Origin of the sequence: Mycolicibacterium tokaiense, assembly GCF_010725885.1 — a bacterium.
Classification (GTDB): domain Bacteria; phylum Actinomycetota; class Actinomycetes; order Mycobacteriales; family Mycobacteriaceae; genus Mycobacterium; species Mycobacterium tokaiense.
In genome coordinates this window covers 838344-864158 of record NZ_AP022600.1, presented here as the reverse complement: position 1 = coordinate 864158, position 25815 = coordinate 838344, and the positions used below count along the sequence as shown (strand labels likewise).

Sequence of the window (25815 nt, the reverse complement as noted above, 5' to 3'; positions counted from 1 at the left end):
CTCGGGGCGGCCGCTGGTGTTCCTCCCGGGTGGATAGGACCGGAAGTCGAAAGGCGTGCTCAGTGGCTGTCTTGGAGGCGCGGGGTGCGCTCAATGGGGACCGCATGCTGGTCACCGCGCGGCGCCGGTGGGCGGTCGTCCTGGTCGCAGCTCTGCTGTTCGGTGTGGCGGTCTATCTGCTGGCGGTCCAGACCCGCACCGGGCAGGCGCTGGAGAACGCAGCACTGCGCGGCGCCAGCCAGGTGGACCCGGAGCTGCGGCGGGCGGCGCTGCACCAGTTCCACACCATCTCGGTGACCTCGCAGCTGGCCGCGGCGCTGATCGTCGGCATCATCGGGCTGCTGCGGCGGCAGCTGTGGCTGGCGGTGGCCGGAGTGTCGGTGATCCTTGCGGGGCAGGCCGTCACCCAGGTCCTGAAGTACTACGCGCTGCCGCGGCCGGACCTCGGCGTGGTGCACAGTGGCTGGGTCGACAACACCCTGCCGAGTGGGCACACCACGGCGGCGATGTCGCTGTTGTTCGCGACGCTGATCGTGATGCCCTACCGCTTTCGCGGCATCGCGATGTTCTTCACCCTCACCTGGGCGGTGGGTATCGGCGCCTACACCGTCATCATCCGTGCACACCGGCTCTCCGACACCCTCGCCGCCGACGCGGTGGCACTCGTGGTCGCCTGTGCGGCATCGTATTTCCTGGCCCGTACCGGCCGCATCCGGGCGGTCGCCTCGCCGAGTGCGGCGCGCTTCACCCTGCGGACGGTGTTCGTGGTGGCCGTCGCCGTGGTCGGCACCTTCAGTCTGCTGTGGGGCTCGGTGCAGGTGCTGCAGGCCGCGGCGGCCCACCTCGATGACCGCCCCGTCGAATGGGACCTCTTCCTGGGCTCACAGTGGCTGGCCGCCGCGGGGTCCATCACCGCGGCCCTGCTGTTCTGGTGGACCTGGCGCCGGTTGGAGACCAAACAGCGCCGCGACCCGGTGACGGTTCGCTAGCGGTCGGCGCCCGCCGAGCGTGCGTGTTGTGTACGCGTACCGCGGCGTGTCTGGGTACAAACACGGGCGCTCGGCAGGAGTTGGTCAGGTGCCTTCGAAGTGGTTGTGTCCCAGGCTGTCGAGGAACTTCGGGCCGAGCAGGTCCAGTTCGCGACCGTAGTCCGCGGCCCAGGACCCGTAAGGCTGATGCGCTAGATACTCGTTGCGGAACCGGTCGTCCTCGGACACCTCGGTGGTGCAGAACGAGGGGATGGTGAGGTCGACGACGGGTGAGTTGCGTTCCACCTCGGCGACCAGCAACGGCGCGTTGTCACCCAGGAAACGGTCGATGACCCAGCCGTCCTCGCCGAGCCACACCGACGACCTGACCTTCACCACCAGGTGGGTGGCTCGCGCGACGATCTGCCCGGCGACCAGCGGATCGAGTTCCCGCTCGGCCTCGTAGCGGGTGCCGCCGGCAGCGGGGCCCTTGGCGGTCATGGTGCCGATGGCATCAGGGCCCAGCGCGTTGATCAACGCGGCGGGATCGGCGGGCAGGTCGGCCGGGGCCGGTGCTTGCACCCGCACCCGCACTGCATATCCGTCCGAGACGAACAGGTAGGCCTGCGCGATGACCATGGGGCGGGGATCGGAGGCCGCCACGGCGGGCATCTCACGGACGAAGAACTTCCGCTCGAACTCGAAGTCGCCGGGGTCGCTGTCGGACATCAGCCGACGGTAGCCCGCCCGCAGCCGGGGTGGCGGGTTCGGCCGGTCGTGTCCGGGGGTGGAAATTCTGCGGAAACTTTGTAGAGTTGAGCGGAACAGACTCAACCTTGACTGCGTTGTTCAAGGCGACAAGCATTCGAAGGGCCCATCGTGCGGTCCTCACGTACATGGAAATGGAGGTGCCGTGGACTCGTTCAACCCGACCACGAAAACCCAGGCGGCGCTGACGTCGGCACTGCAGGCGGCCACCGCTGCCGGCAACCCCGAGATCAGGCCCGCCCATCTGTTGATGGCATTGCTGACGCAGAACGACGGCATCGCCGCGCCGCTGCTCGAGGCGGTCGGAGTTGACCCAGCGACCATTCGGACCGAGGCGGAGCGCCAGATCGCGCGGATGCCCAGTGCCAGCGGTGCCAACTCGACGCCGCAGCTGTCCCGGGAGTCGCTGGCCGCCATCACCGCCGCCCAGCAACTCGCCACCGAAATGGACGACGAGTACGTCTCCACCGAACACCTGCTGTTCGGGCTCGCCACCGGCGACTCCGAAGTGGCCAAGCTGCTCACCGGGCACGGCGCCTCACCGCAGGCGCTGCGGGACGCCTTCGTGAAGGTCCGCGGCAGCGCCCGCGTCACCAGTCCCGACCCCGAGGGCACCTACCAGGCGCTGGAGAAGTACTCCACCGACCTCACGGCCGCGGCCCGGGAAGGCAAGCTGGACCCGGTCATCGGACGCGACAACGAGATTCGCCGTGTCGTCCAGGTGTTGAGCCGCCGCACCAAGAACAACCCGGTGCTGATCGGCGAGCCCGGCGTCGGCAAGACCGCGATCGTCGAGGGTCTGGCCCAGCGCATCATCGCCGGCGACGTGCCGGAATCCCTGCGCGACAAGACCGTTGTCTCACTCGACCTGGGGTCCATGGTGGCCGGCGCCAAGTACCGCGGTGAATTCGAGGAGCGGCTCAAGGCCGTCCTCGACGACATCAAGAACTCGGCTGGTCAGGTCATCACCTTCATCGACGAGCTGCACACCATCGTGGGCGCCGGAGCCACCGGGGAGTCCGCGATGGACGCGGGCAACATGATCAAGCCCATGCTGGCCCGTGGCGAGCTGCGCCTGGTCGGTGCCACCACCCTCGACGAGTACCGCAAGTACATCGAGAAAGACGCCGCACTGGAGCGGCGCTTCCAGCAGGTGCTGGTGGGGGAGCCGTCGGTGGAGGACACCGTGGGCATCCTGCGTGGCCTCAAGGACCGCTACGAGGTGCACCACGGTGTGCGGATCACCGATTCCGCGCTGGTGGCTGCCGCCACGCTGAGTGACCGGTACATCACCAGCCGCTTCCTGCCCGACAAGGCCATCGACCTGGTGGATGAGGCGGCGTCGCGGCTACGGATGGAAATCGATTCCCGCCCAGTCGAAATCGACGAGGTGGAACGTCTGGTCCGTCGTCTCGAGATCGAAGAGATGGCCCTGGCCAAGGAAACCGACGCAGCATCGGTCGACCGGCTGGAGAAGCTGCGCGCCGAACTGGCCGACCACAAAGAGAAGCTCTCGGAACTGACCACCAGGTGGCAGAACGAAAAGGGCGCCATCGACGTGGTGCGTGAGCTCAAGGAACAGCTGGACAGCCTGCGCGGGGAATCCGAACGCGCCGAACGCGACGGCGACCTGGCCAAGGCTGCCGAGCTGCGCTACGGCCGCATCCCCGAGGTGGAGAAGAAGCTGGACGCGCTGCTGCCGGCGGCCGAGGCCCGCGAGAACGTCATGCTCAAGGAGGAGGTGGGTCCCGACGACATCGCCGACGTGGTGTCGGCCTGGACCGGCATCCCGGCCGGGCGCATGCTCGAGGGCGAGACCGCCAAGCTGCTGCGCATGGAGTCCGAACTCGGCAAACGGGTGATCGGCCAGCGCAAGGCAGTGACGGCCGTGTCCGACGCGGTGCGCCGCTCACGGGCCGGCGTCGCCGACCCCAACCGGCCGACCGGGTCGTTCATGTTCCTGGGCCCCACCGGCGTCGGTAAAACCGAGCTGGCCAAGGCACTGGCGGAATTCCTGTTCGACGACGAGCGCGCCATGGTGCGCATCGACATGAGCGAATACGGCGAGAAGCACTCGGTCGCACGGCTGGTCGGAGCGCCTCCGGGCTACATCGGCTACGACCAGGGCGGTCAATTGACCGAGGCGGTGCGGCGGCGTCCGTACACGGTGATCCTGTTCGACGAGATCGAGAAGGCACACCCCGATGTGTTCGACGTCCTGTTGCAGGTGCTCGACGAGGGCAGGCTGACCGACGGCCAAGGCCGCACGGTCGACTTCCGCAACACCATCTTGATCCTGACGTCGAACCTGGGTGCCGGCGGCACCGAGGAGATGGTGATGGCCGCGGTGCGCTCGGCGTTCAAGCCGGAGTTCATCAACCGGCTGGACGACGTGATCATCTTCGACGGGCTCAACCCCGAGGAGTTGGTCTCCATCGTCGACATCCAGCTGGCGCAGCTGCAGAAGCGGCTGGCGCAGCGCCGCCTCACGCTCGAGGTGTCGCTGCCGGCCAAGAAGTGGCTGGGGGAGCGCGGCTTCGACCCGCTCTACGGTGCCCGGCCGCTGCGCCGGCTGGTGCAGCAGGCCATCGGTGACCAGCTGGCCAAGATGCTGCTGGCCGGTGAGGTGCACGACGGCGACGTCGTGCCGGTGAACCTCAGCGCCGACGGCGAACACCTCATCCTCGGCTGACATCGCACCAGTGAGCAGTCCCTCGCGCGCGGGGGACTGCTCACTGGTCAGTAGGCGACCCGGAACCCGCCGATCAGCGTCACAGTGTTGCCGTCGGGATCGGTGAGCGAGCACAACCGGACGCCCTTGGAGGCGGTGACGATCTCGCCGGGCGCCAGCCCGCGTCCGCCGAGTTCTGCCACCGCGGCGTCCAGGTCGGCAACGGCCAGATTCACCGCCGCGGTGCCGGCGCGCTCGGCGTCGGTAAACACCTGCACCCAGCCGGAGTCGGTGACCCGCCACTCGACCAACGTCGGCATCGGGGTGTTGGTGGCCTCGGCGCCGAACAACCGCTCGTACCAGGAGCGCGCGGCCGCCAGATCGGTGACCGGGGCCACAGCCAGGACATGCTGGATCTCCACGTGACTCCTTCCCTGTTTCCCATGCGTATGGGGGTAGACCGGGCTCCGGGCGGAAAGTCATCGATACCAGCTTGTAATCCCTCGGATTCTTCCCCCGCGACGCCCACCGGATACTCTGGTGGCAATGGTCCCGCTCTGGTTCACACTGTCCGCACTCTGTTTCGTGGGTGCGGGTGTTTTGCTGTACGTCGATCACGATCGACGTCGTGGGCTCGGCCGTCGCCGCAAGTCGTGGGCACGTTCCCACGGTTTCGACTTCGAGCCGGAGTCCGCGGACATCCTCGAGCGCTGGAAGCGCGGCGTGATGTCCACGGTCGGCGACGTCTCCGCGCGCAACGTCGTGCTGGGACAGATCCGTGGGGAAGCGGTCTTCATCTTCGATCTCGAGGACGTGGCCACCGTCATCGCGTTGCACCGCAAGGTCGGCACCAACGTGGTGATGGATCTGCGACTCAAGGGCATCAAGGAACCGCGCGAGAACGACATGTGGCTGCTGGGCGCCATCGGGCCCCGGATGGTGTACTCCACCAATCTGGACGCCGCACGCCGCGCTTGCGACCGCCGCATGGTGACGTTCGCGCACACCGCACCGGACTGCGCCGAAGTCATGTGGAACGAGCAGAACTGGACGCTCGTCTCGATGCCGATCAGCAGCACCCGCGCCCAGTGGGACGAGGGACTGCGCACCGTCCGGCAGTTCAACGATCTGCTACGTGTGCTGCCGCCCATCCCACAGCAGGCCGCACTGGCGGGGTCCCCGCGTCGCAACGCGTCGCCGGGCCGCCCGCTGGCCCCCGCCGGGCGTGCCGGCGAGTTGCCGCCGGCCCGGGCGGGCGAACTGCCCCCGGTTCCCGGTGTGTCCCCCGACATGGCGCGGCGTGAGCCCGACCAGCGGGAACCGGTCCGGCGCACACCGCCGATCGGGCGCCAGGCACCGCATCTGCAGCGCTAGCTAGGCTTGCGGGGTGGTCACCGGAACACACTCGTATCCGCCCACGGCACTGATCACCGGGCCCACGTCCGGGCTGGGGGAGGGTTACGCACGCCGACTCGCCTTCGATGGCTACGACCTGGTGCTGGTGGCCCGTGATGTGGACCGCCTGACCGGACTGGCCGACGACCTGCGAGCGCGGCACGGCCGCCGGGTCGAAATTCTCCCCGCCGACCTGTCGGTGGCCGAGGACCGCGCCGCGGTGGTCGAACGGGTGGCCGCCGGAGTGGACATTCTGGTCAACAACGCCGGGTTCGGCACTGCAGGTGAATTCTGGAGCGCGGAGCCTGCGCTGCTGCAGGCTCAGCTGGACGTGAACGTGACGGCCGTGTTGCACCTGACTCGCGCCGCGCTGCCCGGCATGCTGGCCGCGGGTTCCGGGACCGTCATCAACATCGCCAGCGTCGCAGGCCTGGTGCCCGGCCGGGGTTCGACGTACTCGGCGTCCAAGGCCTGGGTGGTGTCGTTCACCGAGGGCCTGTCCGGCGCACTGGCGGGCACCGGCGTCAGCGTGCACGCGGTGTGCCCGGGATTCGTCCGCACCGAGTTCCACCGGCGGGCCGGCATCGAGATGGCGGGCACGCGAGAGGCACTCTGGCTGACCGTCGAGGACGTGGTGCGCGACAGCATGGCGGCGGTGGCCAGAGGGCGTGTCGTCATTGTCCCCGGCTGGCAGTACAAGGTCCTGACCACGGCGAGCCGGCTGACGCCGCGCACGCTGGTCCGCGCACTCGCCACCACTTTCGGAAAAGGCCGCAACAGAACGTGAGGAACCCGTGAGCGCACCCGAGATGACCCACACCGACCGTGCTGAGCTGGCCGCCCTGGTGCGCGAGCTGGCCGTGGTGCGCGGCCGCGTCATCCTGTCCTCGGGCAAGGAATCGGACTACTACGTCGACCTGCGCCGAGCCACCCTGCACCACAGGGCCTCCCGGTTGATCGGCTCGCTGATGCGCGAGCTCACCAGCGACTGGGACTACGCCGGCGTGGGTGGCCTGACGCTCGGGGCCGACCCGGTCGCCACCGCGATCATGCACGCCGACGGCCGACCGGTCGACGCGTTCGTGGTGCGCAAATCCGCCAAGACACACGGTATGCAGAAACTCATCGAGGGCTTCGACGTCGCCGGCCAGCGGGTCCTGGTGGTCGAGGACACCAGCACCACGGGTGCCTCTCCGCTGACCGCTGTCCGCGCGGTGCGCGACGCCGGGGGCCACGTGGTGGGGGTCGCGACTGTGGTGGACCGGGCCACCGGAGCCGCAGAGATCATCGAGGCCGAAGGTGTGCCCTACCGCAGCGCGCTGGGCCTCGAGGACCTGGGGCTGGGGTGACCCCACCTGCGTCCATCCCGGGCGAGCCCCACGACGACGATCGGACCCCGGATGCCTTCGGCGGCCGGCACGCCGACGACATCGACTGGGATGACGTCGCGGACGTCATCTGTGTCGGCGGGGGCCTCGGTGTCGCCATGGCGGGGGCCGCGCGTGCGGCCGGACTCGACGTCTTGCTGGTCGAAGCCGGCGGGTCGCCGACAACCGGGTCCGGCTTGGCCGGACTACTCGGCAGCGCCCACGCCGACTCCGAGCACTACCTGAGCGCTCTCACCGAGGAGTTCGATCCGGTGGACGTGACGGCACCCGATGTGCCCGTCCGGGTGGTCGACGGCCCGTCGCCCGCTGAGTCCAGACGCACCCGCCTACCTACTTTTCACGGTGCCGCGCTGCGTGATTGGGGATCGTCGTGTGTGGCCGCCCGGTATGGCCTGCTCTACACGCGGGTGTACGACCCCCGGCTGTCGGCGACCTACACCGGTCCCGACGGCACGGTGGAGGTCACCGTGCTGGCGACCATCGAGCTGGACTCCGACCGGCCCGGCGCCAGTGTGGCGAACTGGTTGGCCGGCCTCGTCGACGAGGAAGGGGAGTCCCACGGCACTCTGCAGCATCTGGTCTTCGACAGCGGTGCGGTGGTCGGTGCGGCCCTCTCGACCGAAGACGGTGTGCGCCTGGTGCGGACGCGGCACGGCGTGATGCTCTCCCCGCTGGCCGCTGAAACCGACAGCAGCGCAGAGGATCTGGAGTCCGATACGACAGCCGAGGTGGCCTTGGTGTCGCGCGCGGCCAGCAGGTTCGGGCGGCTGGAGCTGCTGCGCCGGACCTGAGGCGTTAGCTCGACGGGGTCGGTGCCGGGATGGGCGCCGGAATGCGTTTCTGGGCGAACATCGCCTCCATCGCCGGACCCACCAGCGGCCGCGACAGCAGGAAGCCCTGAGCGCGGTTGCAGCCGTGCTGGACCAGGGTGCGGGCTGCTGATTCGGTCTCCACACCTTCGGCCACCAGCTGCAGATCGAACGCCTCGGCCAGCGCGATCACCGCGCGCACGATCGCCAGATCGCCTGCGCTGCTGCCCAAGTCGTGTACGAAGCTGCGGTCGATCTTCAGGGTGTCCACCGGCAGGGACTTCAGATGGGACAATACGCTGTAGCCCGTGCCGAAATCGTCGATGGCGATCTGCACGCCCACCTCTTTGAGGGCTGCCAGCGTGATGCGGGTGGTCTCGATGTCCTGGACGACCACGCTCTCGGTGATCTCCAGGCACACCGATTCACCCGCGAGGCCGAACTCGTCGAGGATGTCGGCCACTGTGTCGGCGAAACCGTCGGACACCAGTTGCACCGGCGAAACATTCACCCGAAGAACAGCATCCAGGGCCACGCCACGCGAGCGCCACCCGCTGAACTCCTCGCATGCAGCGCGCATCACCCAGCGGCCCAGTTCACCGGCCAGGTTGATGGACTCGGCCACGGCGATGAACGAGTCCGGGTACAGCAACCCGCGGGTGGGATGCTGCCAGCGGACCAGGGCCTCGGCGGCCAGGACTTCGCCGGTGCGCATGTCGATCTCGGGCAGGTAGTGCAGCACCAGTGAGTCGCCGTCGATGACGCCCTGCAGGTGCAGCTCGATGTCGTTGCGGAACGCCGTCTCCAGCGACATGTCCTCGGAGAACACCGCGATCTTGTTACCGCCGGCGCCTTTGGCGGTGAGCACGGCCTGGTCGGCCTTGCGCAGCAGGTCCGATGCGGAGTCCACCCCCGGTTCGCCGAGCGCCACGCCCACACTGACGGTGCGCGTGAGCATTTCACCGTCGATAGCCACCCGTTCCCGCAGCGCTGCCTGCAGGCGGTGGGCGAGCTCCTCGCCGCTGTCGACGTCGGTGGCGGTGTTGGGTACCACCACGAATTCGTCGCCGCCGAGCCGGGCGATCAGGCTGTCGCCGCCGGCCTTGGCCCGCAGCCGCTCGGCGAAGATCCGGATGAACCAATCGCCGGCATTGTGGCCGAGGTAGTCGTTGACCGCCTTGAGCCGGTCCAGATCGAGGAACAGGGCGGCAACGGGTCCCGGTTGGCCGGCCGCCAGCCGCTTCTCCAAGTGCGAGATGAGCGCGCGCCGGTTGTGCAGTCCGGTCAGGTCGTCGTGCTCGGCCAGATAGCGCAGTTGCTCCTCGGCCAGGATGCGCGCCTGCACCTGGGAGAACAGCGACGCCACAGCCTTGAGTGCGTCGACTTCCTCGGCAAGCCATTCCCGGTCACCGAACTTCACGAAACCCATTGCGCCCGTGGTGACGTCACCGGAGACCAGCGGAACGAAAGCACCCGAGGTGGCCACCACGCCGCTGCTCTCTTCGATGGTGCGTTGGTAGTCGTCGGTGGCCGGCGTCGGCCGGATCACCACGGGCTCCTTGGCGTGTTCGGCCGCTGCGAACACGGGGTCGGCGTCCGCGAAGTACACCACCCCGATGGGATCGGGATCCGGGATGAACTCCCGTCGCGGCCATTCGGCGATCAGTTTGGTGGCCCGGATCTCGTGGTCGTTGTAGCGCAGGAAGCTCAGGTCGACGCCGAAGTACTCGACCAGCTGAGCCAGGACCTGCGTGCTTAGCTCCACCGAGGTCTCGGCGGTGGCGGCCATCAGGCGCTGGGCAACAGCGGTGACCAGGAGGTCCAAGCGTCTCGACATGCCGTCAGACCTCAACCATGTTTCTCGGGTAGGCCTCGCGGCGGCTACGGGTGGACGGCTGCGGCGCGTCGGACAGTCGCAGCACCAGGGCGTGGCGCAGCCCTACCGTACCGGCCAGCCGGTGGAACGCGGTCTGGAGCCCGTGCAGCTCCTCGGCGAACGTCGCGGACAGATCAGCGAGATCCGTGCTGTCGTGGGCGTAGAGGAACACCGGCGACATCGGCTGTACGCCGAGGCCCTGCTGTTGGGCGGCGATCCACACCGCCTCGGTGGCAGCACCGCCGCGCGCATAGTCGGTCAGACTGTCGCCGTCGATGCTCACCACCGCCAGGGCCGAACTGGAACTCACCTTGTCGAACGTATCGTCGCCCAGCCCGTGACCGGCGTCCCAGTCCGCCAACCAGGCCATCACGTCGGGACGGCGCAGGATCTCCAACAGCACCAGATCATTGCGGTCGATGCCCAGCCCCAGGATGTCGATGCCGGTGTCCTGGTCGGCGTCACCGGGCCAGCGCAGTTCCGAGATCATCTCCCGGTGCAGGTCGGCGGTGAGATAGCGCACCCGGTCGGCGGCGGCCATCAGGCGGCCCGCCGCCTCGATGTCGCCGCGGTCGGTGATGAGCCGGACCGTCGCACCCTCGTGGTCGGTGACCGTCCGCAGCACCTCGGCGGAGGCGGGGTCCAGGGAGCCGCCCGTGCCGTGATTGCGGTTGGTGCCCCGGTCCAGCATCGGCCCGTACAGCGAGGCCAGATCGGGGACAGAACCGGGGGACAGCCGGACCGTGGCCTGCAGCGGGCATCCGTCGGTGAGGTGTTCGTCGATCCGGACGTCCGCGGTGTGCCCTGACGCAGCGGCGGCGACCCGCGCGTTGAACACCGCTGCCCCCAGCGCCACCGCGCTGGCGCGGAAGCCGACGTCCATCCGTGATGACCGTTCCGGGGCGATCCGCACGGTGACGCTCCCGATGCCTGTGGTGATGTGCCAGGGCTGCGTGTTGCCTCCCGAGGGCGCCCGTGCGGCGGCGGCAGCGACGGCCAGGACGGCGTCCTGGGGAACGACTTCTCGGGCCGCTGACGGCGTGGGCAGGTCGGCCGGCGGTGGCGGCGGACGCAGATCATCGAGCGCAGCCGCGACGTCGATGCGAGTCCGTCCCGACGGCAGCGGCTCGCCCAGCCCGATCCGCCGCACCCCTTCGACCACAGCGGTGGCGCCCAGGACCACCTCACCGGCGAGCTGCGGCCAGGTCGTCAGCGTGGAGTTCACCTCCAGCATGGACGCCGCGCCGCGCGCCGACGAGCGCGCGATGTCGACGAATCGGAGCATGTGGGGAATCTTGTCACGGGTCGAGAGCCCGGCCAGCTGTGCCGAATCGATACCCCGGAGCAGCCCGTGCAGGATGGGCAGCTGGGTATCCAGGTCGAACCGCTCGACGTCCAGCAGACCTCGATCGGCGGTCGACATCAGCACCGGCAGTCCGCGTTCCCGGGCGGCCTCGCGGATCACCACTTTCATGTCCAGCGAATCGCATTCGTCGATCACGACGTCGAGGCCGTCGAAGAACCGGTCCAGGTCGTCGGGTGTCAGCCCGTTGGTGAGGGCGTCCACCGGCAGGTACGGATCCAGTTCCGCGATGCGACGGGCTGCGATGACGGCCTTGTTCACGCCGAGGTCCAACAGGGTGGCCGGCACCCGATTGAGGTTCGAGAGCTCCAGCTCGTCGAAATCGGCCAGCCGCAGGAAACCGGCCACCCCCTGCATGGCGATGGTATGGGCGATGACGTGGCCGACGCTCAAGCCCACCACTCCCACCCGCAGCCCGCTCAGCCGGGCCTGCTCGGCGGCGGTGATCAGGTTGCGGTTGCGGTCCAGTCGCAAGGTGGCGAACGACCGGGGACCCAGGACCGCGACGACGGTGCGCCGCCACGGGTAGTGCACCCAGCGGGGGGCCTCGTTCTGGAGCTCGGCCGCATCCGGTGTCCGCAGGCGCGAGAGGGTATCGCGTTGCTGTGCCAACGTGTCGGTGAACTCGGTGGCGGGGTCGGCCCGCAGCGCCGCCAGGACACGACGGTGCTGCTCGTCGCTCTCGTCGAGCACGGTGGCGGTGTGTGGTTGTGGGTGATCGATGCCGTTGGGTCGGCTCACCGGCCCACCCCGGCGATCGCCGCGGGGACCGGGCGCAGTCCGGAGGTCACCGGAGCAAGGTACGCCGCCTCGGTGACGATCTTGGCGACCTGCTTCGGTTGGGCGTGGTTGGCGTAGGTTCGGCGGTCCCAGAACATGATCTTGGTGCGGTAACGCTCGTCGGGATACGGAGTGGCGGGGACCCGGGACACCACCACTCCTCCGGAGGACCGCCAGCGGTCCAGGACGTGTGCGGCTGCGGTGGCCATGATGAACTGGATGTCGAGCAGTGCCATGGTGTGCATCGCGGTGCGAGCCAGGGTGGTGGTGAGTTCGCGGCTGGTGCCCGGGTCGTCGGACACCCACGCGGTCTTCATCTCCGAGAGCCCGAACGGGATGCGGTCGCCGATCATCTTGCGCACGGTGTCGAGCCCCGGCTGGCCTGCCCATTCGACCACCGCGTGGGATTCCTCGGCGTCGTCATACGGCTCCTTGGCCCGCACGCCGCCGACAACTTTGCCGGAAGCGTCGATGGCGGCAAAGAACAGTGCAGTGGCACTACCGTCGGCGATCTCATCCCAGTCCAATGCCGCGTCCACACCGTATTTGTGGTAGCTACGCTCAGCGCCGGCCAGATATTCGGTCCACAGATTCGGATCGATCCGAGGTTGCGAGACCACAATGGTGGCACCGCTTTCGGCGTCGTGCCAACTATAGTTCTCGGAGAGCTGCAGAGAGCGGGTGATGGCATCCTCTTGCAGAATGGTCACAGAGTTTCCGTTTCATTCGGGCTGTTGGCCGATCGTTTGCCACAGCGTTATTTGGTTTGCGCATCCCCCCGGCAAGCCTTTGTGCACACCTAATTATCGCTCGGATCGCCCGATAGTTACGGGCGTTCCTGCTGTTCACGGCCCTTTTTGACGTCTGTCCTGATAGGGCAGGATGCCCTTGGTGGCGCCGGCGGGGCGTTTGCCATCGGAACTGGTCAGTAGCAAACAGACAACCGATGCCCGGCGAGCGGGCCGGGCGGTGAATTCAATATTTGCGGAAGCGTCAGTAAAGGCCGGCGGTCAGACTTGTGTGACAGGAGTGTGGTGAGGTTTCATAGGGCGATCCGGCGTTCCGGAATCGGTCCGTGGGGCCGCCGTTCTGAATTCATCTTGCGGGTTCGCGAGAGGTCCTGGCGTCCCGCCGCGCTCGCTGCCCGAGGTCGCTGGGGCTCCACTGGCCGGGTGGGCCGCCCACCCAGGTGGCCTCTTTGCTGGTCAGCGCACTGAAGTGGCGCCGGCGGCGCGCCGCAGGTGGCCTGCGGCGGCGTCGCAGCCGGCATCCAGCGAATTATGCGCCAACCGTGCGCGCAGGCGTCGACCCCAGGGACCGTACAGTGCAACGGAGTTCCTGTCCGCCGCCTGCGAGTTGGAGCAGATGTGTACGCCCCACGCGTCATCGCCGTGATCGCGATGCTCGTTCTCACCGGTTGTGGTGGCGGCTCTACCGACGTGCCGTCGGCCTACGGTGCCACAACGGCCCGGATCGGGGAGTCGCAGACCCTGCTGGGCTGGAACGTCGCGGTGGCCAACCTGCGCTTCGAGGCCGATCACGCGTTGGTCGACATCGATGCCTCGCCGGCCGATCCCGGCTCTCCGCACGCTGCCCCGCAGGACCTGCGTTTCGGCTTGTACGGAGCCCTGCTGCACCCCATCGAACGGACCGGCGTCGGCAGCTGTGACGAGGTGCTGGGCGCCGCGCCGCTGCCGCTGACGGTGCAGGATCCCGAACGGCTGTCCGGGACGGTGTGCCTGGGGCCCATCCGCGATCAGGCCCAGGTGCGCGGCGTCTACGCGTACTCGGCAGCTGATCGGATCCCGGGCACCACCGCCGCCTACGCCGCGGCCTTCCCGGTCGGGCTGCCCGAGACCAACCCCGCCGACACCGGGTTGAAGGTCAGTACCACCAGCGTCGAAGCGTGGCGGGCCGACGGTGTGCCGCTGACCGCCCAGTCGCTGGGGGACCCCACGGCGTTCACCGGCAACGGCTACATGCTGCTGGGCCTGCAGATCGACGCGGTGGCACAGCAGTACCGGGACGACTCCGCGGCCCGGGGCGGTCCGATGATGGTGGTGGTGGCGCCCACCAGGCCACCCCCGGGGATCAACCCGGCCTGCTCCGCATACGGAGCCTCGCTGCTGGTGCTCCCGGACGCGTCGCTGAACTCGGTGCACCTCAACGCGTCCCTGTGCACCCAGGGCGAGATCAACCAGGCGCTGCTCTACGCGACGGTCTCGGCGGTCGGTACCCACGCGGCGGTCTGGACCGAGTGAGCGCGCCAGGACCCACCGAGTGGGGTGCCCAGGTCAACGGCGTCGGCCCGTGGCCGGGCCCGTGGCCCGAGGACCCGCGGTATGACCCGGATCTGCTGCGCGACGGCGACTCCCGCAATGTCGTGGACGCCTACCGGTACTGGCGCCGGGAGGCGATCGTCGCCGACATCGACACCCGGCGCCACCCCCTGCATGTCGCCATCGAGAACTTCGGCAACGACGCCAACATCGGCGGGGTGGTGCGCACGGCGAACGCCTTCGCCGTCGACACGGTGCACATCGTCGGCCGCAGGCGCTGGAACCGGCGCGGGGCCATGGTGACCGACCGATACCAGCGGTTGACCCACCACGACGCCACCGAGGATCTGCTGGCGTTCGCCGCGCACGCCGGTTTGACCGTGGTCGCCGTCGACAACGTGCCCGGCGCCACCCGGCTGGAACGCACCGAGCTGCCGCACCGGTCGCTGCTGCTGTTCGGGTCCGAGGGCCCGGGTATCTCCGAGGCGGCGACCCGCGGCGCGGCGATGGTGGTCTCCATCGCCCAGTTCGGTTCGACCCGCAGCATCAACGCCTCCGTCGCGGCGGGTATCGCGATGCACGCCTGGATCCGTCGATGGGGTGACCTCGACGCCGCCTGGTAGGGAAGGATGCTCGATATGAGCGAGCTCTGGGCCAATCGCGCGGCCTCCGCCGAGAGCGCCGTGACCACCCGTCACCTCCGCAAGCTCTGGGGGCTGCCCGGCACCCAGCTGGGTGCCGTGGCGTGGCCGCCGACCAAGCGGGACAAGCGATTTCTCACCTGGCACTACTGGTGGCAGGCGCACCTGCTGGACTGCCTGGTCGACGCCCACCTGCGCGACCCGCAGTGGGACCGCGTCACGAGCATCATCCGCCAGATCCGCACCCACCGGCTGCGCAACAACCTGGCGTGGACCAACAGCTACTACGACGACATGGCCTGGCTGGCCCTGGCCCTGGAACGCGCGGGCCGCCTGGTCGACGTCGACAAACCCAAGGCGCTGGCCACCCTGTCCGAGCAGTTCGTCACGGCGTGGGTGCCCGAGGACGGCGGCGGCATCCCGTGGCGCAAGCAGGACCAGTTCTTCAACGCCCCGGCCAACGGCCCGGCGGGGATCTTCCTGGCGCGCTACGACGACCGGCTGCGCCGCGCCCAGCAGATGGCCGACTGGATCGACGAAACCCTGATCGACCCGGATACCCACCTGGTGTTCGACGGCATCAAGGCCGGTTCCCTGGTCCGCGCGCAGTACACCTACTGCCAGGGTGTGGTGGTGGGGTTGGAGACCGAACTCGCGGTGCGCACGAGCGACCCCCGGCATGCCGCCCGGGCGGCCAGGCTCGTCAGCGCCATCGCCGAGCACATGACCGATGACGGGGTGTTGCGCGGCGCCGGCGGCGGTGACGGCGGACTGTTCCACGGTGTGACCGCACGCTATCTGGCCTTGGCGGCGACCCAGCTGCCCGAGGTGGCCGATCAGGCGCGGGAGCTGGTGCTGACCTCGGCGGAGTCGGCGTGGGAGAACCGGCAGACCGTGGACGGGTTGCCGCTGTTCGGTGCCTTCTGGGACCGTCCCGCCGCCCTGCCGACCGCCGACGGGAAGTCGGCCGAGTTCGTCGAAGGGGCCGTGAACGCCTCCGAGGTGCCCGAGCGCGACCTGTCGGTGCAACTGTCCGGGTGGATGCTGATGGAGGCCGCCCACGCCGTCACCGAGGGGGACAGCGATGGCTGAAGCCGGGGGGTGGGAGCCCGATGTCCACACCGTGGCGCAGGCCAACCTGACCCGGTTCACCGACTGGCTGCGCGACACCGGCCGCGGGGATTTCGCCGACTACTCGTCACTGTGGCAAGCGTCGGTCAGCGACGTGGGGTGGTTCTGGCAGGCGATCTGGGACTTCTTCGACGTGCCGGCCGGCACCCGTGCGTCGACTCCGCTGGAGCAGACGCGGATGCCGGGCGCCACCTGGTTCCCGGGCGCGACGCTGAACTACGCCGCCCAGGTGTTCCGGCACAGCGATGCGGACCGTCCCGCCCTGGTGGCTGTGGGCGAGGACGGCACCGCGGAGTGGTCATGGGAGCGGTTGCGCAGAGAGACAGCAGCTTTCGCCCATCACCTGCGTGGTGTAGGAGTGCAGGCCGGGGACCGGGTGGTGGGATATCTGCCGAACATCGGCGAAACCGTGGTGGCGTTCCTGGCCGCCGCGTCGGTGGGGGCAACCTGGGCAGTGTGCAATCCCGACCTGGCCGTGGACGGGGTGATCGCGCGATTGGCCCAACTGGAGCCGACCGTGCTGGTGGCCGCAGACGGCACCCACTACGGCGGCAAGCGCCACGACAAGCGCGCCGAGCTCGCCGAGATCCGGCGCAGATTACCGACTCTGACGACCACCGTCGTGGTATCCCGCCTGGGGCTGGACCTCCCCGACGGGGCGGTGCCATGGCACCGGGCGGTGTCGGCCGATGTGCCTCTGGAGATCACCGAGGTACCGTTCGACCATCCGCTGTGGGTGCTGTTCTCCTCGGGAACCACCGGCACGCCGAAGGGCATCGTGCACGGGCACGGCGGAGTGGTGCTCGAACACCTGAAATACCATGCTCTGCAACTTGATCTGCACCCCGAAGACCGCTTTCTCTGGTACACCACCACCAGCTGGATGATGTGGAACTTTCTGGTGGGCGGCCTGTTGGTGGGGGCGACGGCCGTGGCCTACGACGGCAGCCCCACCCACCCCGAACCTGACGGTCTGTGGCAGATGGTGGCCCGCCACGGCGTCACGGTGTTCGGCACCGGCGCCGGCTATTTGATCGGTTGCGCCAAGGAGGATCTGCGTCCCGGGCAGCACCACGATCTGACAGCGCTGCGCGCCGTGGGCTCGACCGGCTCGCCATTGCCCGCGTCGGTGTTCGGCTGGGTGCAGGACGCGGTGGGCCGCGCCGTTCCGGTGCAATCCTGCTCGGGTGGAACCGATGTGGTGACCGCCTTCGCCGGCGCGGCCCCGACCGTGCCGATCGTCGCAGGTGAGTTGGCCTGCCTGGCACTGGGGGTCGCGGCGCAGGCGTGGTCGCAGGACGGTGCTGCGGTGATCGGTGAGCCCGGTGAATTGGTGGTCACCGAACCGATGCCGTCGATGCCGGTGTCTTTCTGGCAGGACGATGACGGATCCCGATACCGCGCAGCGTATTTCGACAAGTATCCCGGCGTCTGGTGTCACGGCGACTGGATCACCATCACCGATCGCGGGTCGGTGCTGGTGCACGGTCGCTCCGATGCCACCCTGAACCGCAACGGGGTCCGGATGGGCAGCGCCGAGATCTACGACGCCGTCGAGACCATGCCCCAGGTACAGGACTGCCTGGTGGTGGGAGTCGAACTCGACGACGGCGGTTACTGGATGCCGCTGTTCGTCGCGCTGGTAGACGGACAGGAACTCGACGACCAGTTGCGTGCCGGCATCACCGCGGCCATCCGCGAGCATGCCTCGCCCCGCCACGTTCCCGATGAGATCATCGCCGTGCCCGGTATTCCGCGCACCAAGACCGGTAAACGTCTGGAGGTTCCCATCAAACGCATCCTGCAGGGCACCGACCCGGAGCAGGCGGTGGCGTCCACCGCCATCGACCGCCCGGAAACACTTTCGGCCTTCACCGGATACGTCCGCACGTGACCGAATCCCAGCAGAGCACCGAGAGCGGCTCGCGGTTGGCCAAGATGCTGCCGCGGCGCTTCGGCAACGATCCCACCGCTCCCCGCAACGGTGAGAACACCGCTGCCGGGATGCTGCTGCTGTTCACGGTGATCGCCATCGTGTGGGCGAACTCGCCGTGGGCGCAGACCTACACCGACTTCTGGGGCACCGAGGTGGGTCTGAGCTTCGGCGACGCGCATGTGGGCATGTCGATGAAGCACCTGGTCAACGACGCACTGATGGCGTTCTTCTTCTTCATCGTCGGTCTCGAGGTCACCAGCCAGTTCAAGATCGGTGAACTCACCGACCGGGCCAGGGCGGTGGTCCCCGTGCTGGCCGCACTCGCAGGACTGATCCTGCCGGCCGTGGTGTTCCTGCTGTTCAACTTCGGCGGCGAAGACGCCGTGGCCTGGGGGGTGGTGATCTCCACCGACACCGCCTTCCTGGTGGGCGCGCTCGCCATCATCGGCCCCAAGTTCCCGGCGCGGCTGCGGACCTTCCTGCTGACGCTGGCGGTGGTCGACGACGTGGGTGCCCTTCTGGTGATCGCGTTGTTCTACTCCGACGAGGTGAAGCTGGGGCCGCTGGTGGCGGCGGTGGTGCTGTTGGTCGCACTGGCCCTGGTTCGGCGCCTGCCCGCCTGGCGCGGGCCGGTGTACGCGGTGCTGGCCTTCGGGCTGTGGGTGGCGCTGTACAACGGGGGAGTGCACCCCACGCTCGCGGGTGTGGGTGTGGCTCTACTGATTCCGGTCTTCACGCCGCAGCGGCAGCGGGTCGAGGCAGCAGTGGAGGTGATCCGCGCCTTCCGGCAGTCGCCGAACTCCGAGTACGCCCGTGACGCCAGCCGCAGTCTGCGTGAATCGATCTCGATCAACGAGCGCCTGCAGACCGGGTTCGGGCCGTATGTGTCCTTCCTGGTGCTGCCGCTGTTCGCGCTGGCCAACGCCGGGGTGCGGCTGGACGGCGAGACAGTGACCGCGGCCATGTCGTCCACTCTGACCTGGGGCATCATTGCCGGCCTGGTAATCGGCAAGCTGGTCGGCATCACCGGAGCCACCGCGCTGGTGCAGAGATTCGGGCTGGGGCAGCTGGCGCCGGGGCTGACCCTGCGCCGCATCGCCGGCGGCGCCGCCCTGTCCGGCATCGGCTTCACCATCTCGTTGTTCATCATCGACCTGGCCATCGAGGATCCGGTGAAGCAGGACGAGGCCCGCGTGGGTGTGCTGGCGGCGTCGGTGGCCGCATTCGCCCTGGGCTGGGCCATCTTCCGGATCACTGACCGGATCAGCCCTCCGGAGGCGGTGGGCGCCAAGCTGATCCGGCCCATCAGCCCGGAGCGGGATCACATACGCGGCAACCCCGACGCCCCGCTGACACTGGTCGAGTACGGCGACTACGAATGCCCGTTCTGCAGCCGCGCCACCGGCGCCATCGACCAGGTGCGGGAGTACTTCGGCGACCGGCTCTGCTATGTCTGGCGGCACCTGCCCCTGGAGAAGGTGCACCCGCGATCCAAGGACGCCGCACTGGCCGCCGAGGCGGCGGGGTTGCAGGGCAAGTACTTCGAGATGGGCCGGACCATGTTCGAGTTCCAGGACTATCTCGAGTGGGAGCACCTCTACCGCTATGCCGACAGCGTGGGCTGCGATGTCCGCCAGTTCGACGAGGATCTGCAGTCGTCGAAGGTGCTGCACCGTGTCGAGGACGACGCCCAGGATGCCGAGCTGATGGACCTGCAGGCGGTGCCGACGTTCTTCGTCAACGGCAAGCGCCACAAGGGTCCGTGGGACGCGGCCAGCCTGATCCGCGCGCTGGAATCAGAATCTCGTTAACTCCACAGCGTCACATGCACTTTCGGGCGGAACCGGGTGACGCCCACACCGGAACCCCGGATCATTGCCTGGGTGCACCGCGGGGTGGTGATGAAGCGGACCAGTTCGGAGACCGCGGGCTGGCGCGACGCCGGGGGCAGGGTGGCCGCCGACCACTCGCCGGGCAGCTGCAGTCCCGGGCCCTTCACCTGCACCAGCCGGCCGTCGGCCAGGTCTTTGGCGACGGCGAACCCGACGGTCAGCGCCATCCCGCCGACACGCTGCACCTCTTCCAGCGCCGCCGCCTCGCTCTGGAAGATCCGCTGACAAGCCTCGGGAATCGCGAGAGTGCGCAGTACGGTGGCGATCTCGCCCTCGGCGCTGCCCGCCGACGGGCCCAGCATCCACTGCTGTTCGCGCAGTTGGGCGGGCGTCGGGGTGCCACCGGCGACGGGGTTGTCGGGTCCGGTGACCGCGATGATCTGGTACTTCAGGAACGGTCGCAGTGCGATGGCGGCTCCCGCTTCCGCCATTCCGTCACCCACCGGGCCCAGCGTGACGTCCACGGCCCTGGACTCGATGAGGTAGCGGAACCGGCTGGCCGGATGCACCGACAGCTCCACCGACAGGTCGTCGGCCCGCGCGGAGAACAGCTCGATCAGACCCGGGGCGGCGTGTTCGGCGAAGGCGCTGGACGCCGCGATGCGCAGCAGCCTGCGGCCGTGCGCAGCCTCGGTGACCTCGATGGCGGTCTGCTGCTGCAGGCCCAGGATCTCGATGGCACGGCTGGCCAGCCGCAGGCCGCCGGGGGTGAATGCCAATCCCGCAGTGGTGCGGCTGAACAACTGGTCGTCCAGTTCCTTGCGCAGCGCGGCGACGTGCAGCGATACGCCGGCATCGGTCATGCCCAGTTCCTCGGCGGCGGCCCGCACCGACCCCAGCCGGACCACGGCGGAGTAGGCGCGAAGTTGCGCAGGCGTCACGCGATGAGAGTACGGCCCGATCTCCGGTGCAACTAGATTGGATTCGTGCGCGAAGTTCTGAACGATCTGATGTCCGTGTGGCGCTCCGGTGAGACGGCGGGTGTCGGGACGGTGGTACGCACGTTCCGGTCGGCCCCGCGGCCCGCCGGTGCCTCGATGGTGGTGGCGCCGGGCGGCACTGTCAGCGGCTCGGTGTCCGGCGGGTGCGTCGAAGGAGCTCTCTACGATCTGGCCGCCGAGGTGGCGGGCACCGGTATCCCGGTGCTGCAGCGCTACGGGGTCAGCGACGACGACGCCTTCGAGGTGGGTCTGACCTGCGGCGGCATCCTCGATGTGTTCGTCGAGGCGGTGTCGCAGGCCACCTTCCCGGAGTTCGAGTCGGTGGCCGAGGACATCGCGAACCACCGCCCGACCGCAGTGGCCACGGTGATCCGTCATCCCGACCCCGCGTGGCTGGGTCGGCGGCTGATCGTGCGACCGCACGACGTGCTGGGCAGTCTGGGATCGGTGCGGGCCGACGCCGCGGTGTCAGACGACTCGCGGGGCCTCTTGGCGGCCGGCCGCACCGAGGTGCTCACCTTCGGCCCGGACGGCCAGCGCCGGGGCGAGGGCATGGAGGTGTTCGTCGCGAGCTACGCGCCGCGGCCCCGGATGCTGGTGTTCGGCGCCATCGACTTCGCCGCCGCGGTGGCCGCACAGGGCACCTTCCTCGGATACCGCGTCACCGTCTGCGACGCGCGGCCGGTGTTCGCCACTGCCGCACGGTTTCCCACCGCCGACGAGGTGGTGGTGGACTGGCCGCACCGCTACCTGAACGCCCAGGTCGAGGCCGACGCCATCGATGCGCGCACGGTGATCTGCGTGCTCACCCACGACCCGAAGTTCGACGTTCCGCTGCTGGAGGTGGCGCTGCGGTTGCCGCAGGTGGCCTACATCGGCGCCATGGGGTCCCGGCGCACCCACGAGGACCGGATGCAGCGACTACGTGAGGCGGGGCTGTCGGATTCCGAGTTGGACCGGCTCTCCAGCCCGATCGGACTCGACCTCGGCGGGCGCACCCCCGAGGAGACGGCGGTGTCGATCGCCGCCGAGATCGTCGCCCGCAAGTGGGGCGGGCAGGGCCGCCCGCTGGCCGAGACGCCCGGCCGAATCCACCACGAGCAGGGCTTCTCGAGTGAGTTAAGTGATTCCTTAACCAGGTATTGACGGCGCCCTCAGTCGGGCCCACACTATCGTCACCTTCGGCGATTGTGAGGCCCATCACATGCAGGTTCCCGGCCCATTCGAGTACGAACGCGCCACCAGTGTCGATCACGCCGTCGGACTTCTGGACCGGCTGGGGGAGGGCGCACTGATCGTCGCCGGCGGGCACAGCCTGCTGCCGATGATGAAACTTCGCATCGCCAACCCCGAGTATCTGGTGGACATCAACGACCTGGCTGCGGAGCTGTCCTACGTCGTCACCGATCCGACGCTGGCCCGACTCGGCGCCATGACCCGTCACCGCGAAGTACTCGAGTCCGACCCGCTGGCGCAGGTGTGCCCCATCTTCCGCGACGCCGAACGGGTGATCGCCGATCCGGTGGTGCGCAACCGCGGCACGGTCGGCGGCTCGCTGTGTCAGGCCGACCCGGCCGAAGATCTGACCACCGTGTGCGCGGTGCTGGGCGCCACCGTGCTGGCCCGGGGTCCGGGCGGGGAACGGGAAATCGACATCGACGACTTCCTGCTGGGGCCCTACGAGACCGCTCTGGCGCACAACGAGATGGTGATCGAGGTCCGAATACCGCTGCGGCTGAACACCTCCAGTGCTTACGCGAAGGTGGAGCGGCGAGTGGGGGACTGGGCGGTGGCGGCCGCCGGCGCCGCCGTCACCGTCGAGGACGGGCTGATCGCGGCCGCGCGGGTGGGCCTGACCGCGGTGGAACCCGACGCCGAGGCGCTGCGCGCGCTCGCTGCGGAACTGGTCGGCAAGCCGGCGGAGGAACAGACCTACGCCGAGGCCGGCCGGGCTGCGGCCGGCGCGTGCGAACCGACATCGGACATGCGCGGCAGCGCCGACTACAAGCGTCACCTCGCCGGTGAACTGACCATCCGCACGCTGCGTACCTCCGTCGACCGTGTACGCAACGCCCCCGTCCCCAGCGGCAACTAGAGGAGCCCCCACATCATGCTTGTCACGATGACCGTCAACGGCGAGCAGGTCAGCGCCGACGTCGAACCCCGAATGCTGTTGGTGCACTTCCTGCGTGACCAGCTGCGGCTCACGGGCACCCACTGGGGCTGCGACACCTCCAACTGCGGAACGTGCGTCGTGGAGGTGGACGGCGAGCCGGTGAAGTCCTGCACCATGCTCGCCGCGATGGCCTCGGGACACTCGGTGATCACCGTTGAAGGCCTCGAGGTCGACGGTCGGCTGGACCCGGTGCAGGAGGGCTTCATGCAGTGCCACGGTCTGCAGTGCGGATTCTGCACCCCGGGCATGATGATCACCGCCCGGGCGCTGCTGCGGGAGAACCCCGACCCCACCGAAGAGGAGATCCGCGAGGCCATCTCCGGTCAGATCTGCCGGTGCACCGGTTACACCACCATCGTGCGCTCCGTGCAATGGGCTGCGCGCCATCAGGATTCGACGGAGGTGAGCCCCGCATGACCACGCTGGAATCGCCGGAGGAGCTGGCCGACAACGACAAGAAGCCCTGCGGTTACGGACGCATGCTCCGCAAGGAGGACCCCCGCTTCATCCGGGGCCGGGGCACCTACGTCGATGACGTGAACCTGCCGGGCATGCTGCACCTGGCCATCCTGCGTTCGCCGTACGCGCACGCGCGGATCACCTCCATCGACACCTCGGCTGCCCTGGCCCATCCCAAGGTCCGCGCCGTGGTCACCGGAGCCGATCTGGCCACCAAGGGCCTGGCGTGGATGCCGACGCTGTCCAACGACGTCCAGGCGGTGCTGGCCACCGACAAGGTCCGGTTCCAGGGGCAGGAAGTGGCGTTCGTCGTCGCCGAGGACCGGTATTCGGCGCGCGACGCCCTGGAACTCATCGACGTCGACTACGACCCGCTGGACCCGGTGATCGATGTGCGGCGCGCACTCGACCCGTCGGCCGAGGTGATTCGCACCGACCTGGACGGCAAGACCGACAACCACTGCTTCGACTGGGAGACCGGCGACGCCGCGGCTACCGAGGCCGTGTTCGCTCGCGCCGACGTCGTGGTCAAGCAGGAGATGGTCTACCCGCGCGTGCACCCGGCTCCCATGGAAACCTGCGGCGCCGTCGCAGATCTGGACCCGGTGAGCGGGAAACTGACGCTGTGGTCCACCACCCAGGCACCACACGCCCACCGTACGTTGTACGCCCTGGTGGCGGGGCTGCCCGAGCACAAGATCAGGGTGATCGCTCCAGACATCGGCGGCGGCTTCGGCAACAAGGTGCCCATCTACCCCGGCTACGTCTGCGCCATCGTCGGTTCGCTGTTGCTGGGCAAGCCGGTCAAGTGGATGGAGGACCGCAGCGAGAACCTCACCTCCACCGGATTCGCCCGGGACTACATCATGGTGGGCGAGATCGCGGCCAGCGCGGAGGGCAAGATCCTGGCGATCCGCTCCCACGTGCTGGCCGATCACGGCGCCTTCAACGGCACTGCGGTGCCGGTGAAGTACCCGGCGGGCTTCTTCGGCGTGTTCACCGGGAGTTACGACCTCGAGGCCGCCTACTGCCACATGACGGCCGTGTACACCAACAAGGCGCCCGGCGGGGTGGCCTACGCCTGTTCGTTCCGGATCACCGAGGCGGTGTACTTCGTCGAACGGTTGGTGGACTGTCTGGCCCAGGAGATGCAGATCGATCCGGCGGAGCTGCGACTGCGAAACCTGTTGCGCAACGAGCAGTTCCCGTACACCTCCAAGACCGGTTGGGTGTACGACTCCGGTGACTACGAGACCACCATGCGGCTGGCGATGGACATGATCGGCTACGACGAACTGCGTGCCGAACAGAAGGCCAAGCGGGAGCGCGGCGAGCTGATGGGCATCGGCATGTCCTTCTTCACCGAAGCGGTGGGGGCAGGGCCCCGCAAGGACATGGACATCCTGGGGCTGGGCATGGCCGACGGATGTGAACTGCGGGTGCACCCCACCGGTAAGGCGGTGGTGCGGCTCTCGGTACAGACGCAGGGCCAAGGCCACGAAACGACGTTCGCCCAGATCATCGCCGAAGAGCTCGGGATCCCGCCGGATGACATCGAGGTGGTGCACGGCGACACCGACCAGACCCCGTTCGGACTGGGGACCTACGGGAGCCGGTCCACTCCGGTGTCCGGTGCGGCGGCGGCGTTGGTGGCCCGCAAGATCCGGGACAAGGCCAAGATCATCGCCGCGGGCATGCTCGAGGTGTCGGTGGCCGACCTGGAGTGGGACAAGGGCAGCTTCCACGTCGCAGGTGATCCCACCGCGTCGGTCACCATCGCCGACATCGCCATGCGTGCCCATGGCAACGCGGAGCTGCCCGAGGGTCTCGAGGGTGGACTGGACGCCCAGATCTGTTACAACCCCGCCAATCTCACCTACCCGTATGGCGCCTATTTCTGTGTGGTGGACATCGACCCCGGCACTGCTGTGGTGAAGGTGCGCCGGTTCCTGGCCGTCGACGACTGCGGTACCCGCATCAACCCGATGATCATCGAGGGTCAGGTGCACGGCGGTCTGGTGGACGGGATCGGGATGGCGTTGATGGAGATGATCGCCTTCGACGACGACGGCAACTGCCTGGGCGGGTCGCTGATGGACTACCTGATTCCCACTGCCATGGAGGTGCCCCACTTCGAGACCGGTCACACCGTCACGCCGTCGCCCCACCATCCCATCGGCGCCAAGGGAATCGGGGAATCGGCCACCGTCGGCTCCCCGCCTGCCGTGGTGAATGCGGTCGTGGATGCGCTGGCGCCGTTCGGAGTGCGCCATGCCGACATGCCACTCACCCCGTCGCGGGTCTGGGAGGCCATGCAGGGCCGCCCCACCCCGCCGATCTAG

Annotated in this window: 21 protein-coding genes; 15 read left to right on the top strand and 6 right to left on the bottom strand. The window is 68.6% G+C overall.

What is annotated here, in order from left to right:
- The first annotated feature begins 62 nt into the window (after positions 1 to 62).
- A complete protein-coding gene (locus G6N58_RS04115; protein WP_232067726.1) occupies positions 63 to 989 on the top strand; it encodes a phosphatase PAP2 family protein in 927 nt (308 codons plus the stop codon).
- An 84-nt stretch (positions 990 to 1073) separates the two neighbouring features.
- Here G6N58_RS04115 and G6N58_RS04110 read toward each other — a convergent pair whose 3' ends face one another.
- Positions 1074 to 1697, bottom strand: a complete 624-nt coding sequence (locus G6N58_RS04110) for a CYTH domain-containing protein (protein ID WP_115279617.1) — start codon at positions 1695 to 1697, stop codon at positions 1074 to 1076.
- A 184-nt stretch (positions 1698 to 1881) separates the two neighbouring features.
- Here G6N58_RS04110 and clpB point away from each other — a divergent pair, with 184 nt between their 5' ends.
- Positions 1882 to 4428, top strand: coding sequence for an ATP-dependent chaperone ClpB (clpB, locus tag G6N58_RS04105; protein ID WP_115279618.1), 2547 nt, complete (start codon positions 1882 to 1884; stop codon positions 4426 to 4428).
- Between the two features lie 47 nt (positions 4429 to 4475).
- On the opposite strand, the gene G6N58_RS04100 is transcribed toward clpB, so the two are convergent.
- Positions 4476 to 4829 carry a VOC family protein gene (locus tag G6N58_RS04100; protein ID WP_115279619.1) on the bottom strand — a complete coding sequence of 118 codons (354 nt, stop codon included), beginning with the start codon at positions 4827 to 4829 and terminating at the stop codon, positions 4476 to 4478.
- Between the two features lie 124 nt (positions 4830 to 4953).
- Here G6N58_RS04100 and ttfA point away from each other — a divergent pair, with 124 nt between their 5' ends.
- The 4 genes from ttfA to G6N58_RS04080 are packed head-to-tail and all read left to right on the top strand — an operon-like array spanning position 4954 to position 7981.
- Positions 4954 to 5781, top strand: coding sequence for a trehalose monomycolate transport factor TtfA (gene ttfA / locus G6N58_RS04095; protein WP_115279620.1), 828 nt, complete (start codon positions 4954 to 4956; stop codon positions 5779 to 5781).
- A 13-nt stretch (positions 5782 to 5794) separates the two neighbouring features.
- Positions 5795 to 6589, top strand: coding sequence for an SDR family NAD(P)-dependent oxidoreductase (locus tag G6N58_RS04090; RefSeq protein WP_115279621.1), 795 nt, complete (start codon positions 5795 to 5797; stop codon positions 6587 to 6589).
- Positions 6590 to 6611: 22 nt separating this feature from the next.
- Positions 6612 to 7151: an orotate phosphoribosyltransferase gene (gene pyrE, locus G6N58_RS04085; RefSeq protein ID WP_068918689.1), complete on the top strand. Its 540-nt coding sequence runs from the start codon at positions 6612 to 6614 to the stop codon at positions 7149 to 7151.
- Positions 7148 to 7981 (top strand): hypothetical protein, encoded by an 834-nt coding sequence (locus G6N58_RS04080; protein WP_115279622.1) that lies wholly within the window; start codon positions 7148 to 7150, stop codon positions 7979 to 7981. The genes pyrE and G6N58_RS04080 overlap by 4 nt, the downstream gene beginning before the upstream one ends.
- Before the next feature lie 4 nt (positions 7982 to 7985).
- Here G6N58_RS04080 and G6N58_RS04075 read toward each other — a convergent pair whose 3' ends face one another.
- The 3 genes from G6N58_RS04075 to G6N58_RS04065 are packed head-to-tail and all read right to left on the bottom strand — an operon-like array spanning position 7986 to position 12728.
- On the bottom strand, positions 7986 to 9836 hold the full coding sequence (locus G6N58_RS04075) for a putative bifunctional diguanylate cyclase/phosphodiesterase (RefSeq protein ID WP_115279623.1): 1851 nt from the start codon (positions 9834 to 9836) through the stop codon (positions 7986 to 7988).
- Positions 9837 to 9840: 4 nt separating this feature from the next.
- The gene (locus G6N58_RS04070) at positions 9841 to 11979 is read right to left on the bottom strand and encodes an Rv1355c family protein (RefSeq protein ID WP_232067725.1); all 2139 of its coding nucleotides are present in this window, start codon (positions 11977 to 11979) and stop codon (positions 9841 to 9843) included.
- The gene (locus G6N58_RS04065; RefSeq protein WP_115279624.1) at positions 11976 to 12728 is read right to left on the bottom strand and encodes a hypothetical protein; all 753 of its coding nucleotides are present in this window, start codon (positions 12726 to 12728) and stop codon (positions 11976 to 11978) included. The genes G6N58_RS04070 and G6N58_RS04065 overlap by 4 nt, the downstream gene beginning before the upstream one ends.
- Positions 12729 to 13418: 690 nt before the next feature.
- Here G6N58_RS04065 and G6N58_RS04060 point away from each other — a divergent pair.
- Genes G6N58_RS04060 through nhaA form a run of 5 tightly spaced genes read left to right on the top strand, consistent with a single transcriptional unit; the run spans position 13419 to position 19816 of the window.
- Entirely contained in the window at positions 13419 to 14279 is an 861-nt protein-coding gene (locus G6N58_RS04060) for a hypothetical protein (protein WP_115281827.1), read from the top strand.
- Complete coding sequence (locus tag G6N58_RS04055; protein ID WP_115279625.1) at positions 14276 to 14920, top strand: TrmH family RNA methyltransferase; 645 nt, start codon at positions 14276 to 14278, stop codon at positions 14918 to 14920. The genes G6N58_RS04060 and G6N58_RS04055 overlap by 4 nt, the downstream gene beginning before the upstream one ends.
- Before the next feature lie 15 nt (positions 14921 to 14935).
- The gene (locus tag G6N58_RS04050) at positions 14936 to 16030 is read left to right on the top strand and encodes a glycoside hydrolase family 76 protein (RefSeq protein ID WP_115279626.1); all 1095 of its coding nucleotides are present in this window, start codon (positions 14936 to 14938) and stop codon (positions 16028 to 16030) included.
- Positions 16023 to 17963, top strand: coding sequence for an acetoacetate--CoA ligase (locus G6N58_RS04045; protein WP_115279627.1), 1941 nt, complete (start codon positions 16023 to 16025; stop codon positions 17961 to 17963). The genes G6N58_RS04050 and G6N58_RS04045 overlap by 8 nt, the downstream gene beginning before the upstream one ends.
- Positions 17964 to 18007: 44 nt before the next feature.
- A complete protein-coding gene (gene nhaA, locus G6N58_RS04040; protein ID WP_068920154.1) occupies positions 18008 to 19816 on the top strand; it encodes a Na+/H+ antiporter NhaA in 1809 nt (602 codons plus the stop codon).
- Here nhaA and G6N58_RS04035 read toward each other — a convergent pair.
- A complete protein-coding gene (locus G6N58_RS04035; RefSeq protein ID WP_115279628.1) occupies positions 19813 to 20778 on the bottom strand; it encodes a LysR family transcriptional regulator in 966 nt (321 codons plus the stop codon). The genes nhaA and G6N58_RS04035 overlap by 4 nt on opposite strands.
- A 45-nt stretch (positions 20779 to 20823) precedes the next feature.
- Between G6N58_RS04035 and G6N58_RS04030 the strand changes: the two genes are divergently transcribed.
- Genes G6N58_RS04030 through G6N58_RS04015 form a run of 4 tightly spaced genes read left to right on the top strand, consistent with a single transcriptional unit; the run spans position 20824 to position 25815 of the window.
- Positions 20824 to 21984, top strand: coding sequence for an XdhC family protein (locus tag G6N58_RS04030; RefSeq protein ID WP_163907891.1), 1161 nt, complete (start codon positions 20824 to 20826; stop codon positions 21982 to 21984).
- 58 nt (positions 21985 to 22042) lie between these two features.
- Positions 22043 to 22933: an FAD binding domain-containing protein gene (locus tag G6N58_RS04025; protein WP_068918680.1), complete on the top strand. Its 891-nt coding sequence runs from the start codon at positions 22043 to 22045 to the stop codon at positions 22931 to 22933.
- 15 nt (positions 22934 to 22948) lie between these two features.
- Positions 22949 to 23431 (top strand): (2Fe-2S)-binding protein, encoded by a 483-nt coding sequence (locus G6N58_RS04020; protein ID WP_068918679.1) that lies wholly within the window; start codon positions 22949 to 22951, stop codon positions 23429 to 23431.
- On the top strand, positions 23428 to 25815 hold the full coding sequence (locus tag G6N58_RS04015; RefSeq protein ID WP_115279629.1) for an aerobic carbon-monoxide dehydrogenase large subunit: 2388 nt from the start codon (positions 23428 to 23430) through the stop codon (positions 25813 to 25815). The genes G6N58_RS04020 and G6N58_RS04015 overlap by 4 nt, the downstream gene beginning before the upstream one ends.

Coding starts and splice junctions, on each gene's coding strand:
- G6N58_RS04110 (WP_115279617.1), bottom strand. CDS start 1,697: ATGTCCGACAGCGACCCCGGCGACTTCGAGTTCGAGCGGAAGTTCTTC.
- ttfA (WP_115279620.1), top strand. CDS start 4,954: ATGGTCCCGCTCTGGTTCACACTGTCCGCACTCTGTTTCGTGGGTGCG.
- pyrE (WP_068918689.1), top strand. CDS start 6,612: ATGACCCACACCGACCGTGCTGAGCTGGCCGCCCTGGTGCGCGAGCTG.
- G6N58_RS04075 (WP_115279623.1), bottom strand. CDS start 9,836: ATGTCGAGACGCTTGGACCTCCTGGTCACCGCTGTTGCCCAGCGCCTG.
- G6N58_RS04060 (WP_115281827.1), top strand. CDS start 13,419: ATGCTCGTTCTCACCGGTTGTGGTGGCGGCTCTACCGACGTGCCGTCG.
- G6N58_RS04050 (WP_115279626.1), top strand. CDS start 14,936: ATGAGCGAGCTCTGGGCCAATCGCGCGGCCTCCGCCGAGAGCGCCGTG.
- G6N58_RS04045 (WP_115279627.1), top strand. CDS start 16,023: ATGGCTGAAGCCGGGGGGTGGGAGCCCGATGTCCACACCGTGGCGCAG.
- nhaA (WP_068920154.1), top strand. CDS start 18,008: ATGCTGCCGCGGCGCTTCGGCAACGATCCCACCGCTCCCCGCAACGGT.
- G6N58_RS04025 (WP_068918680.1), top strand. CDS start 22,043: ATGCAGGTTCCCGGCCCATTCGAGTACGAACGCGCCACCAGTGTCGAT.
- G6N58_RS04020 (WP_068918679.1), top strand. CDS start 22,949: ATGCTTGTCACGATGACCGTCAACGGCGAGCAGGTCAGCGCCGACGTC.
- G6N58_RS04015 (WP_115279629.1), top strand. CDS start 23,428: ATGACCACGCTGGAATCGCCGGAGGAGCTGGCCGACAACGACAAGAAG.